The following is a 12,120-nucleotide window of genomic DNA, read 5'->3' on the forward strand; positions in this document are numbered from 1 at the left end:
TCCTGACAGGAGGGTAAACGATGATATCCCGTGAAACGCTCAAGTTGACGATCCTGGCCGCCGGCATTTCGCTGGCCGCTGTCCTGCAGCCGGGACGCGCCCATGCCGCCGGACCCGAGACCCTGACCGTCGCCGGCGGTTGTTTCTGGTGCGTCGAGGCCGATTTCGAAAGGGTCGCAGGCGTGCGCGAGGTGGTCTCGGGCTATATCGGCGGGACGGTGAAGAACCCGACCTACAAACAGGTGACGGGTGGCGGCACCGGCCATTACGAGGCCGTGCAGATCCGGTTCGACCCCGATCGGGTCAGCCGGCGCGCACTGTTGGCAATGTTCCTGCGCTCGGTCGATCCGACGGATCCGGGCGGGCAGTTCTGCGACCGCGGCAACAGCTACCGCACCGCGATTTTCGTCTCTGACAAGGGCGAAAGTGCGATGGCCGAAGAGGTGATCGCCGCCGCGCAGGCCGAGTTGGGGCAGAAGATCGTGACGCCGGTCCTGCCCGAGGGGCCGTTCTACGAGGCCGAGGATTATCACCAGGACTACTACAAGGGCGACAAGCTGGTGCTGACGCGGTTCGGCCCGAAACGGCAGAGCTCGGCCTACAAGGCCTATCGCAAGGCCTGCGACCGCGATGAGCGCGTGCGCGAATTGTGGGGCAACGACGCGCCCTTCGCCGGCGGCTAGGCAAACCTCGCCTCCAGCACCTCCTTGAGGTCGGGAATGACATCCGCCGTTCCGTGCCGCATCACCATCAGCGCGGCGGCGCGCATCGCCTGCCCGATCGCCTGCGGCATCGGCAATCCCAGATCCAGCGCCGCCAGCACGTAACCGGTGAAGGTGTCACCCGCACCGGTGGTGTCCACCGCCTCGACCCGATGGGCGGGATAGTCGCGCCGCGTGCCAGCCTCGCTGTCGAAATGCGCGGCCCCCTGCGCCCCCAGGGTCACGATGACATCGCGCACGCCCAGCTTTTCCGGCGGGGATCCCGTCGCCTCCTGCAACTGGGCCGCCTCGACCTGGTTCAGGATCAGGAGATCCAGATAGGGCAGCACGGCCTGCACCGCCTGTGCATCGAAAGGCGCCGCAGCATAGCAGACCCGCAAGCCCCGTTCGCGAGCCAGATGCGCCGCCGCGCGCTGGGCGCTAGTTTCGTTCTGGATCAGCAGGATGTCCCCATCGGAGGCCCCGCCAAGGGCCTCCCCTAACTGCGCCTCGCCGATCTGCCGGTTGGCGCCGGGGAACAGGATGATCTGGTTTTCGCCCGCGTCATCGACAGCGATGATCGCGTGGCCGGTTGCATGGTCCAACCTCGCGACAAACCGTGTATCGACGCCATATTCGGTCAGCCGCTCCACGGCCCAGCCGCCATCGGCGCCCACCGCGCCGATATGCGCCACATGCGCGCCTGCCCGTGCGGCGGCCACCGACATGTTGGCGCCCTTGCCGCCCAGGAACCGCTCCAGCCCGGTTGCCGCCAGGGTCTCGCCCGGCCCCGGCAGATGCGGCACCGCATAAACCATGTCGGCATTGATCGAGCCGAGATTCCAGATCGCCATGCTCAGCCGACCCCGGCCGAAGCCAGGACCGCCATGTTCAGGATGTCGTTGGCGGTGAACCCGGTCGAACAGATCTGGATCTGCTTGTCCACGCCGGTCAGGATCGGGCCGATCACGTTGGCGCCGCCCATCTCCTGCATCAGCTTGACCGAGATCGACGCCGAGTGGCGGGCCGGAACCACCAGGATGTTTGCCGGGCCGGTCAGGCGCTGGAACGGATAGCTCTCCTGCGCGCGGGTGTTCAGCGCGACATCCACGGTCATCTCGCCCTCGAACTCGAAATCCACGCCGCGCGCTTCCAGGACCTTGGGCGCGCGGTGCATCTTTTCGGCGCGCTCCGACACCGGGTAGCCGAAGGTCGAGAAGCTGACGAAGGCGACGCGCGGCTCCAGCCCCATGTGCCGGGCGACCTCGGCCGAGCGTTCGGCAATGTCGGCCAGATCCTCGGCATCGGGCCATTCATGCACCAGCGTATCGCCGATCAGCACGATCCGCCCCTTGTGCAGCAGCGCCGTGACGCCCACCGCGCCGCTGGCGGCATCGGCGTCGAAGACATGGTTGATCCGATCCAGAACATGCGCCGATTTCCGAGTTGCGCCAGTGACCAGCCCGTCGCCATGCCCATGCGCCAGCATCAGCGCCGAGAACACGTGCCGGTCGCGCGCGGCCAGGCGGTGCACGTCCTTCTGGTCCAGCCCCTGCCGCTGCGTCTTGCTATAGAGAAACGCCTTGTAGGTCTCCAAGTGCTGCGTGTTGGCGGCGTTCACGATTTCAAGCTCGCGCACCGCGTCACCCAGCCCGGCGGCCTCCAGCTTGTCCTTCACGTCCTCCTGGCGGCCCACCACCAGCGACTTGCCGAAGCCCGAGCGCTGATACATCACCGCCGCGCGCAGCACGCGCGGATCGTCTCCCTCGGCAAAGATCATCCGGCTTTGCGCCGCGCGCGCCCGGGCGTTCAGCCCGCGCAGGATGCTGGCGGTCGGATCCATCCGGCTCTTGAGGCTCAGCTCATAGGCGTCCATGTCGATGATCGGCCGCCGCGCCGCGCCCGTGTCCATGCCTGCCCGCGCCACCGCCGGCGGGATCCGGTGGATCAGGCGCGGATCGAACGGCGTCGGGATGATGTAGTCGCGCCCGAAGGTCAGCGACTTGCCATAGGCCATCGCCACCTCGTCGGGCACATCCTCACGCGCCAAGGCCGCCAGCGCATGGGCGCAGGCGATCTTCATCTCGTCGTTGATCGCGCGGGCATGGATGTCCAGCGCGCCGCGGAACAGGTAGGGAAAGCCCAGCACATTGTTCACCTGGTTGGGATAGTCGCTGCGCCCGGTGGCGACGATGGCGTCCACCCGCACCTCATGCGCCTCTTCCGGCGTGATCTCGGGGTCGGGGTTGGCCATGGCAAAGATCACCGGATTGTCGGCCATCGCCTTGACCATCTCCTGCGTCACCGCGCCCCTGACGCTGACGCCCAGGAACACGTCCGCGCCCTTCATCGCCTCTTCCAGGCTGCGCATTTCGGTCTGCACCGCGTGGGCCGATTTCCACTGGTTCATGCCCTCGGTGCGGCCCTGGTAGATGACGCCCTTGGTGTCGCAGACGATGCAGTTGTCGTGCCGCGCGCCCATCGACTTGAGCAGTTCGATACAGGCGATGCCCGCTGCGCCCGCCCCGTTGAGCACGATCTTCACATCCTCGATCTTCTTGTTCGACAGATGCAGCGCATTGATCAGGCCCGCCGCGCAGATCACCGCGGTGCCATGCTGGTCGTCGTGAAAGACCGGGATGTCCATCTCTTCCTTGAGCCGCTGCTCGATGATGAAACACTCGGGCGCCTTGATGTCCTCCAGGTTGATGCCGCCAAAGGTCGGCCCCATCAGCCGCACCGCCTGGCAGAACGCGTCCGGGTCCTCGGTGTCCAGCTCGATATCGATGGAGTTCACATCCGCGAACCGCTTGAACAGGACCGACTTGCCCTCCATCACCGGCTTGGATCCCAGCGCGCCCAGGTTGCCCAGCCCCAGAACCGCAGTGCCGTTCGAGATCACCGCCACCAGGTTGCCCTTGTTGGTATAGTCATAGGCGGTCTCGGGGTTCTCCGCGATCGCCTCGCAGGGCACGGCGACGCCGGGCGAATAGGCCAGGCTCAGATCCCGCTGCGTGGTCATCGGGACGGTGGCCTGCACCTCCCACTTGCCGGGCGTGGGTTCCAGGTGAAAGGCCAGCGCCTCGTCGGCGGTAATCTTCGCTTTTGGCATAGGGTCGGTCGTTCTTTCTGAATTGGGGCCTTCTGCGTCTTAGCCTAGCCGCACCCGCGCCTCAACGGGAATGCGATTTCGCCTTTCGCCGAAAGGCCCCGGTTTGTAAGGTCCGCCCCGGCAGGAACCGAAGGCAGGCAGGATGTCCACCGTCACGCCGATGATGGCACAGTATCTCGAGATCAAGGCGGCGCATGCCGATGCGCTGCTGTTCTATCGCATGGGCGATTTCTACGAGATGTTCTTTGACGACGCCGTGGCCGCGGCCGAGGCGCTGGATATCGCCCTGACCAAGCGCGGCAAGCATGAGGGCAATGATATTCCCATGTGCGGCGTGCCGGTCCATTCCGCCGAAGGCTATCTTCTGACGCTCATCCGCAAAGGGTTCCGCGTGGCGGTCTGCGAGCAGATGGAAAGCCCCGCCGAGGCCAAGAAACGCGGCTCGAAATCCGTGGTGAAACGCGACGTTGTGCGCCTGGTGACGCCGGGCACGCTGACCGAGGACTCGCTGCTCGAGGCCCGGCGGCACAATTTCCTCGCGGCCTACGCCCGGATCCGCGATGCGGCGGCGCTGGCCTGGACCGACATCTCGACCGGGGCGTTTCACGTGATGACGATCTCTCCGGTGCGTCTCAGCCCGGAACTGGCGCGTCTGGCCCCGGCCGAGCTGGTGGTCGCCGACCGGATGATCGAGGCGGATCTGCGGGATCTGGCCTCGGATCTCGGCGTGGCGGTCACCCCGGTTTCGGCCAGCAGCTTCGACAGCGCATCGGCCGAACGGCGGGTCTGCGCCCTCTACGGGGTCGGCACGCTGGACTCCTTCGGCACATTCGACCGCGCCGAGATCTCGGCCATGGGCGCGCTGGTCGACTATCTCGAGATCACGCAGAAGGGCAAGCTGCCGCTGCTGCAACTGCCGCAGAAGGAGCACGAGGACCGCGCCGTTCAGATCGACGCTGCCACACGTCGCAACCTGGAACTGACCCGGTCACTGTCCGGCACCCGCGCGAATTCGCTGCTTGCGGTGATGGACCGGACCGTGACGCCCGGCGGCGCCCGGCTGCTGGAACAACGCCTGTCCAGCCCGTCGCGCCACTTCGACACGATCAACGAGCGGCTCGAGGCGGTCTCGGCCTGTTGCGAGGACACCCGCCTTGCCCGCGACCTGCGCGAGGCACTCCGCAAGACCCCCGATCTCGACCGTGCCCTGTCCCGCCTGTCGCTGGACCGCGGCGGGCCCCGGGATCTGGCCGCCATCCGCGCCGCCCTGACCCAGGCCGGGGCGATCACCGCGCTCTGCGACGCGGCCGAACTGCCGGCGCTTCTGACCCGCGCGCTCCGGGCCCTTGAGGGGTTCGGAGACCTCCTCGCCCTCCTCGACGCCGCATTGGTCGCGGATCCGCCGCTTTTGGCGCGGGATGGAGGATTTATCGCCGCCGGCCATGATTCCGAGCTGGACGAAGCGCGCAAGCTGCGTGACGAGGGCCGGTCGGTGATTGCCGGGCTGCAACAGAAATACGCCGAACACACCGGTATCCCTTCGCTGAAAATCAAGCACAACAATGTGCTCGGCTATTTCATCGAAACCACCGCGACCCATGCCCGGAAGATGCTGGGCGAGGATTTCAGCGATACCTACATCCACCGGCAGACAACCGCCAACCAGGTGCGGTTCACCACCGTCGAACTCAGCGAGCTGGAGACCCGGATCCTGAACGCGGGCAACCGGGCGCTGGAGATCGAAAAGCGTCTCTATCAAGGGCTTTCTGACGCGGTTCTGGACCAGGCCGCCGGGCTGACCGGTGTCGCCCGCGCCCTGGCCGAGCTTGACCTCGCAACCGCGCTGGCCGATCTGTCACAGGCCGAGAACTGGTGCCGCCCGCAGGTCGACGCCTCGCGGGAGTTCGACATCCAGGGTGGCCGCCACCCGGTGGTGGAACAGGCGCTACGCAGCCAGTCGGGCGAGGCATTCATCGCCAATGACTGCGACCTGACCGCGCGGGACGGTGCGGCGATCTGGCTGCTCACCGGTCCCAACATGGCCGGCAAATCGACCTTCCTGCGCCAGAACGCACTGATCGCCGTGCTGGCCCAGATGGGCAGCTACGTGCCCGCCGAAAGTGCCCGTATCGGCATGGTCAGCCAGCTGTTCAGCCGCGTCGGCGCCTCCGACGACCTGGCGCGCGGGCGCTCGACCTTCATGGTCGAGATGGTCGAGACGGCCGCTATCCTGAACCAGGCCGATGACCGTGCGCTGGTGATCCTCGACGAGATCGGCCGCGGCACGGCGACCTATGACGGGCTGTCCATCGCCTGGGCCACGCTGGAACATCTGCACGCCGTCAACGCCTGCCGCGCGCTCTTCGCCACCCATTACCACGAGTTGACCGCGCTTGCGGGCAAGCTCGGCGGGGTCGAGAACGCCACCGTCGCGGTCAAGGAATGGGACGGCGAGGTGATCTTCCTGCACGAGGTCCGCAAGGGCGCCGCCGACCGGTCCTATGGCGTGCAGGTGGCCCAACTGGCAGGCCTCCCGTCAACGGTGGTCGCCCGCGCCCGCGATGTCCTGGACCAGCTCGAGAAGACCGAGCGCGAAGGCGGCAAGCAGAAATCGCTGATCGACGATCTGCCTCTGTTCTCGGCCGCGCCACCGCCGCAGCCGTCGCCCAAGACCTCGCCCGCGCTCGAACTGCTCGACGACATCCGCCCAGACGAGTTGTCACCGCGCCAGGCGCTCGACCTTGTCTACAAGCTGAAAGACGCGGCCAGGTCCTGACCGCGTCTCTTCATCTTTTTGCAAATACTCACGCCGTAGGCACGCGCCGCAGGCGCGTTCGGATCATGACGCCGGGGTCGAGGACACGCCGACCTGCGCCGGCCGCAACAGCCGGTCATGCAGCATGAACCCTTCGGCAGAGATCTGGATGATCTCGCCGGCCCTGGTGCCGGGCACCGGTGCCTCGAACATCGCCTCGTGGATCTGCGGGTCGAACTTGTCCCCGACCTCGGGCGACAGGACGCGGATCCCGTGCTTGGAGAACACGTCCAGCAGCGCCCGCATGGTCAGCTCGATCCCCTCGATCAGAGCGGCGGACACCTCCCGCTGCTCCTCGGTGGCCGCTTCCAGGGCGCGTTTCATGTTGTCATAGACCGGCAGCATGTCCCGGGCCAGCTTGGACCCGCCATATTGCTCGGCCTCGCGCCGGGCCTTCTCGCCCCGCTTGCGCGCATTCTCGGCATCCGCCAGCGCGCGCATGAACCGGTCCTTGAGCTCGTCGCGTTCGGCCCGCAGCGCATCCATCTCGGCCGCCTCGTCCGAAATCTCTTCCAGTTCCTCGGCCTGCTCCTCGGCCTCCGCGGTCGCGATGTCGTCCAGGAAATCGTCGTTCTTGGGCTCTGCCATTTTTCACCTCTAACTCCGGTCGGACAGCAGCCGCCCGACCAGCTGTGCCGTGTAGTCCACGATCGGCACGATACGTCCGTAGTTCAGGCGCGTCGGGCCAATCACGCCCACCGCGCCGATGATCTTTCGATCAGCGTTCATATAGGGAGACACCACCAGAGAGGAACCCGAAAGTGAGAAAAGTTTGTTCTCCGAGCCGATAAATATGCGCACGCCCTCGCCATCCTCGGCCAGCCCGAGGAATTCGACGATGTCGCGCTTGCGCTCCAGGTCGTCGAACAGCACCCGGATCCGCTCCAGCTCGTCGGCCTGGCCGGTATCGGCCAGCAGATTCGCCCGGCCCCGCACGATCAGACGGGGTTCTTCCTGGCCGTCGCCATCCCAGATCGCCAGCCCCTTTTCGACCATGTCGCGCGCCAGCGTGTCGATCTGCTGACGCCGCTGCGTGATCTCGGTCTGGATCATCCGCCGCGCCTCGCTGAGCGTCTTTCCCTCGATCAGCGCGTTCAGGAAATTGGCCGCCTCGCGCATCGAACTGGGCGTCTGGCCGGCGGGCGGCGTGAACAGGCGGTTTTCCACGTGACCATCGGCAAAGACCAGCACGACCAGCGCCCGGTCCTGGGCCAGCGACACGAATTCGATATGGCGAATGGCCGCCTCGTGCTTGGGGGTCAGCACCAGCGACGCCCCCTGCGTCACGCCCGACAGCGCCGAACCGACCCGGTCCAGCAGACCGCCGACATCGCTGGAATTGCTGCCCATCGTGGCGTTGATCTTGGCGCGGTCCGTTTCGTCCAGGTCGCTAATCTCCAGCAGCCCGTCCACGAACATCCGCAGCCCCATCTGGGTGGGCACCCGCCCGGCGCTGGTATGCGGGCTGTCCAGCAGCCCGAGATATTCCAGGTCCTGCATAACGTTGCGCACGGTGGCCGCGCTGACCTTTTCGCTCAGGCTGCGGGTCAGGGTGCGGCTGCCCACCGGCTCGCCGCGGTCGAGATAGCTTTCGACGATCAGCCGAAACACCTCGCGCGAGCGATCGTTCAGATCCTCAAGTATGTTCGTCGCATCGTTCATTCGCGCTTCCCCAGGGCCGGGTCGCATTAAAACGCACAGGGTTTAAAGGTCAATCGGGGTTGCGCAGGCCTCCCTGCGAGGGCTATCCCGAGGCCAACCCAACAAAGGATTTCCCATGCGACCCTCAGGACGTGATCTAAGCGATATGCGCGCGGTTTCAATCGAGACCGGCGTGACCAAACATGCCGAAGGATCCTGCATGATCCGGATCGGCGACACCCATGTCCTGTGCACTGCCACGATCGAGGACCGCGTACCACCCTTCATCAAGGGCTCGGGCCTGGGCTGGGTCACGGCGGAATACGGCATGCTGCCGCGAGCCACGAACACCAGGATGCGGCGCGAGGCCGCGTCGGGAAAGCAGGGCGGCCGCACCGTCGAAATCCAGCGCCTGATCGGCCGCGCCCTGCGCGCCGGCGTCGATCGCGTGGCCCTTGGCGAACGCCAGATCACTGTCGACTGCGACGTGATCCAGGCGGATGGCGGAACCCGCTGCGCCTCGATCACCGGCGGGTGGGTTGCGTTGCGCTTGGCAGTTAACAAGTTAATGAAAGCCGGAGACGTGCTGAGCGACCCGCTGGTCGATCCGGTCGCGGCGGTCTCCTGCGGGATCTATGCCGGCCAGCCCGTGCTGGATCTCGACTACCCCGAGGATTCCGAGGCCGGCGTCGACGGCAACTTCATCATGACCGGATCCGGCAAACTGATCGAGGTCCAGATGTCGGCCGAAGGGTCCGTGTTTTCCCGCGATCAGATGGGTCAGCTCATGGATCTGGCCGAGAAAGGCGTCACCGAACTGGTCGCGGCGCAACAGGCCGCCACCGCATGACCCGCCGGTTCACCGGCGACAGGCTGCTCGTCGCCACACACAACGCGGGCAAGCTGGAGGAAATGGCGCATTTGCTGGCGCCTTTCGGCGTCACGGTGGTGGGCGCCGCCGAGATGAACCTTGCCGAGCCGGACGAGACCGAGGACAGCTTTGTCGGCAACGCCCGCATCAAGGCCCATGCCGCCGCACGCGCCACGGGCCTGCCGGCGCTGGCCGATGATTCCGGCATCACCATCGACGCGCTGGACGGCGCGCCCGGGGTCTATACCGCCGACTGGGCCGAGACCGGGAACGGCCGCGACTTCATGATGGCGATGACCCGGGCGCATAACGCGCTCGAGGCGAAGGGCGCCCCGCATCCGCGCCAGGCACAGTTCCGGAGCACGCTGGTGCTGGCCTGGCCCGATGGGCATGACGAGGTATTTGAAGGCATCGTGCCCGGTCGCCTGACCTGGCCGGTGCGCGGCGCGCAGGGATTCGGCTATGACCCGATGTTCGTTCCTGACGGTTATGACGTGACCTTTGCCGAAATGGACCGCTGGGAGAAGAACCGCATCAGCCACCGCGGCCGCGCCGTCTCAGCATTCGTGAAGGCGTGTTTTGACGGATGATTGGCGCAACGGAGGCTTCGGCCTCTATGTGCATTGGCCGTTCTGCGAGGCCAAGTGCCCCTATTGCGACTTCAACAGCCACGTCACCCGAAACATCGACCAGTCCGCCTGGACCAACGCTTACCTGAAGGAACTCGCGCGCTATGCCGAGGAGGTTCCCGGGCGGGTTCTGAATACGATCTTCTTCGGCGGTGGCACCCCGTCGCTGATGGCGCCGGACACGGTGGGTGCGGTGATCGACGCCGCCCGTGGCCATTGGCCCTGCGCCAACGATCTCGAGATCACGCTCGAGGCCAACCCCGGCTCGGTCGAGGCCGGGCGGTTCGCGGGATACCGCGACGCCGGGGTGAACCGGATTTCAATGGGCATCCAGGCCCTGAACGACACCGACCTGCGGCGGCTTGGCCGGCTGCACAGCGTGGCCGACGCGCAAGCCGCCTTCGACATCGCGCGCCACTGCTTCGACCGGGTCAGTTTCGACCTGATCTATGCGCGGCAGGACCAGACCCCGGCCGATTGGCAGGCCGAGCTGAGCCAGGCGCTGTCAATGGCGGTCGATCACCTCTCGCTCTACCAGTTGACGATCGAGGACGGCACCGCCTTTGGCGATCGGTTCCGGCGCGGCGGACTGCGCGGTCTGCCGGATGACGACAACGCCGCCGACATGTACCGGATCACCCAGGACCTGTGCGAGGCGCATGGCATGCCGGCTTACGAGGTGTCGAACCACGCAGCGCCCGGCGCGGAATCGCGGCACAACCTGATCTATTGGCGCTATGGCGACTATGTCGGGATCGGACCGGGCGCGCATGGCCGGCTGACCCTGAACGGCAGGCGCCTCGCCACCGAGACGCCGCTTGTTCCCGGGCGCTGGATGGAGGCCGTGGCCGGAGGGGCTGGCGAATTATCCCGAGAGAGACTTGATCCACAAGATGCAGCGTCCGAGTACCTCATGATGGGTATGAGGCTGGCCGAGGGAATAGATATGGAACGCTACCGGGCGTTGTTCGGACGCGACTTGCCTTCTGACAGCCGGGCCTATCTTGTCGATCTCGGCATGGTCGAGGAAGACGGCCCCATTCTGCGCGCCACGCGGGACGGGCGCGCCGTGCTGAACGCCATCCTGCGCGAGCTGTTGACGGATTAAGCCATGCATTACGTCTGGGCGACCCTTGGCCTGATCTGCATCGCCCTGGCGATGATCGGTGTTGTGCTGCCCCTTTTGCCGACGGTTCCGTTCCTGCTGCTGGCCGCCTTCTTTTTTGCCCGCTCGTCGAGCCGGCTGCACACTTGGCTGCTATCCCATCGCCAGTTCGGCCCGATGATCGATGACTGGAACCAGTCCGGTTCCATTCGCCCCACGGCAAAAAAGGCCGCGACGGTCTCCATCGCGGTCGTATTTGGCCTGACTCTCATGCTTGGTTTCTCGACCCGGGTCCTGCTGATTCAGGCTGCTGCCCTGAGCGCGGTTCTGACGTTCATCTGGACCCGCCCTAACGGCTGAGCTTGGCGCACAGATCGTCCAACTGGTCGAGATTCTCGTAGGCCAGAACCACCTGTCCCGCCTCGGACCCCGGCTTGTGATGGATGACAACCTTCATTGCAAGGATGGCGGACAGGTCGCGTTCCAAGGCGCGGGTATCGGCGTCCTTTTCCTTCTTGGCAGCCTGCTTGGGCTTGTCCGCAACGTCTGTGTCTGTCTGCGACTGCTTGCGGACCAGCGCCTCGGTCGCACGCACCGACAGCCCGCCCCGGACGACCGCCCGCGCCAGTTCCGACGGATTCTCGGCGGTGACCAGCGCCCGGGCATGGCCCGCAGAAAGCTTGCCATCGGCCACCAGGGATTTGACATCCTCGGGCAAGGTCAGCAGCCGCAGCAGGTTGGCAATGTGGCTCCGGCTTTTGCCCAGGGCCTCGGCCATCTTTTCCTGCGTATGGCCGAACTTCTCCATCAGCTGCTGATAACCAGCGGCCTCTTCCACCGCGTTCAGATCGGCGCGCTGGATGTTCTCGATGATCGCGACTTCCAGCACTTCGGTGTCGTTGAAGTCGCGCACTAGGACCGGGATCTCGTGCAACTGCGCCAGTTGCGCCGCGCGCCAGCGGCGTTCGCCCGCGACGATCTCATAGGCGTCATCCCCTGTCCGGCGGACGATCAGCGGCTGCAGGATCCCTTTTTCCTTGATCGAGGCCGAGAGCTCTTCCAGATTCTCCGACGCAAACCTGCGGCGCGGCTGGTTCGGGTTCGGCTTCAGCTGCTCGATCGGAACCAAAGTGTCCGGGCGCCGCGACTGTGCCGGCGTCTCGTCGGCAGGATGATTGACATCGGCCATCAAGGCAGACAGGCCTCGCCCCAACCCGCGCGATTTGTACTTTTCTGTCGACATCTT

General features: G+C 65.9%; 11 protein-coding genes. 6 read left to right on the top strand and 5 right to left on the bottom strand.

Translation table 11 applies throughout. From position 1 onward, the window contains the following. The first annotated feature begins 20 nt into the window (after window positions 1-20). Window positions 21-683: a peptide-methionine (S)-S-oxide reductase MsrA gene (gene msrA, locus BMX57_RS08890; RefSeq protein WP_092365300.1), complete on the top strand. Its 663-nt coding sequence runs from the start codon at window positions 21-23 to the stop codon at window positions 681-683. On the opposite strand, the gene BMX57_RS08895 is transcribed toward msrA, so the two are convergent. Both BMX57_RS08895 and BMX57_RS08900 read right to left on the bottom strand, forming a co-directional pair. Then, on the bottom strand, window positions 680-1,555 hold the full coding sequence (locus BMX57_RS08895) for a ribokinase (RefSeq protein WP_092365302.1): 876 nt from the start codon (window positions 1,553-1,555) through the stop codon (window positions 680-682). The two genes, msrA and BMX57_RS08895, sit on opposite strands and share 4 nt — an antisense overlap. A gap of 2 nt (window positions 1,556-1,557) precedes the next feature. Beyond that, window positions 1,558-3,813 (bottom strand): NADP-dependent malic enzyme, encoded by a 2,256-nt coding sequence (locus tag BMX57_RS08900; RefSeq protein ID WP_092365305.1) that lies wholly within the window; start codon window positions 3,811-3,813, stop codon window positions 1,558-1,560. Between the two features lie 142 nt (window positions 3,814-3,955). On the opposite strand from BMX57_RS08900, the gene mutS reads away from it, so the two are divergent. Beyond that, the gene (gene mutS, locus BMX57_RS08905; protein WP_092365308.1) at window positions 3,956-6,589 is read left to right on the top strand and encodes a DNA mismatch repair protein MutS; all 2,634 of its coding nucleotides are present in this window, start codon (window positions 3,956-3,958) and stop codon (window positions 6,587-6,589) included. Window positions 6,590-6,652: 63 nt separating this feature from the next. Here mutS and BMX57_RS08910 read toward each other — a convergent pair whose 3' ends face one another. Both BMX57_RS08910 and hrcA read right to left on the bottom strand, forming a co-directional pair. Next, entirely contained in the window at window positions 6,653-7,216 is a 564-nt protein-coding gene (locus BMX57_RS08910) for a nucleotide exchange factor GrpE (RefSeq protein ID WP_092365311.1), read from the bottom strand. A gap of 9 nt (window positions 7,217-7,225) precedes the next feature. Further along, complete coding sequence (gene hrcA, locus BMX57_RS08915; protein ID WP_092365313.1) at window positions 7,226-8,290, bottom strand: heat-inducible transcriptional repressor HrcA; 1,065 nt, start codon at window positions 8,288-8,290, stop codon at window positions 7,226-7,228. Between the two features lie 115 nt (window positions 8,291-8,405). Here hrcA and rph point away from each other — a divergent pair, with 115 nt between their 5' ends. From rph to BMX57_RS08935, 4 genes are read left to right on the top strand one after another with little or no spacing between them, the layout of a single operon-like run. Beyond that, entirely contained in the window at window positions 8,406-9,119 is a 714-nt protein-coding gene (gene rph, locus BMX57_RS08920; protein WP_092365316.1) for a ribonuclease PH, read from the top strand. Next, window positions 9,116-9,730, top strand: a complete 615-nt coding sequence (gene rdgB, locus BMX57_RS08925; RefSeq protein WP_092365319.1) for an RdgB/HAM1 family non-canonical purine NTP pyrophosphatase — start codon at window positions 9,116-9,118, stop codon at window positions 9,728-9,730. The genes rph and rdgB overlap by 4 nt, the downstream gene beginning before the upstream one ends. Then, window positions 9,720-10,877, top strand: coding sequence for a radical SAM family heme chaperone HemW (gene hemW / locus BMX57_RS08930; protein ID WP_092365322.1), 1,158 nt, complete (start codon window positions 9,720-9,722; stop codon window positions 10,875-10,877). The genes rdgB and hemW overlap by 11 nt, the downstream gene beginning before the upstream one ends. A 3-nt stretch (window positions 10,878-10,880) precedes the next feature. Continuing rightward, window positions 10,881-11,234: a YbaN family protein gene (locus BMX57_RS08935; protein WP_092365324.1), complete on the top strand. Its 354-nt coding sequence runs from the start codon at window positions 10,881-10,883 to the stop codon at window positions 11,232-11,234. Here BMX57_RS08935 and BMX57_RS08940 read toward each other — a convergent pair. After that, on the bottom strand, window positions 11,224-12,117 hold the full coding sequence (locus tag BMX57_RS08940; protein WP_092365327.1) for a ParB/RepB/Spo0J family partition protein: 894 nt from the start codon (window positions 12,115-12,117) through the stop codon (window positions 11,224-11,226). The two genes, BMX57_RS08935 and BMX57_RS08940, sit on opposite strands and share 11 nt — an antisense overlap. Window positions 12,118-12,120 lie beyond the last annotated feature (3 nt).

It is taken from the genome of Cribrihabitans marinus (assembly GCF_900109035.1).
GTDB classification, from domain to species: domain Bacteria; phylum Pseudomonadota; class Alphaproteobacteria; order Rhodobacterales; family Rhodobacteraceae; genus Cribrihabitans; species Cribrihabitans marinus.

Excerpts from the sequence above, each read along its gene's own strand:
- msrA (WP_092365300.1), top strand. The coding sequence starts at position 21 with ATGATATCCCGTGAAACGCTCAAGTTGACGATCCTGGCCGCCGGCATT.
- BMX57_RS08895 (WP_092365302.1), bottom strand. The coding sequence starts at position 1,555 with ATGGCGATCTGGAATCTCGGCTCGATCAATGCCGACATGGTTTATGCG.
- BMX57_RS08900 (WP_092365305.1), bottom strand. The coding sequence starts at position 3,813 with ATGCCAAAAGCGAAGATTACCGCCGACGAGGCGCTGGCCTTTCACCTG.
- mutS (WP_092365308.1), top strand. The coding sequence starts at position 3,956 with ATGTCCACCGTCACGCCGATGATGGCACAGTATCTCGAGATCAAGGCG.
- BMX57_RS08910 (WP_092365311.1), bottom strand. The coding sequence starts at position 7,216 with ATGGCAGAGCCCAAGAACGACGATTTCCTGGACGACATCGCGACCGCG.
- hrcA (WP_092365313.1), bottom strand. The coding sequence starts at position 8,290 with ATGAACGATGCGACGAACATACTTGAGGATCTGAACGATCGCTCGCGC.
- rph (WP_092365316.1), top strand. The coding sequence starts at position 8,406 with ATGCGACCCTCAGGACGTGATCTAAGCGATATGCGCGCGGTTTCAATC.
- rdgB (WP_092365319.1), top strand. The coding sequence starts at position 9,116 with ATGACCCGCCGGTTCACCGGCGACAGGCTGCTCGTCGCCACACACAAC.
- BMX57_RS08935 (WP_092365324.1), top strand. The coding sequence starts at position 10,881 with ATGCATTACGTCTGGGCGACCCTTGGCCTGATCTGCATCGCCCTGGCG.
- BMX57_RS08940 (WP_092365327.1), bottom strand. The coding sequence starts at position 12,117 with ATGTCGACAGAAAAGTACAAATCGCGCGGGTTGGGGCGAGGCCTGTCT.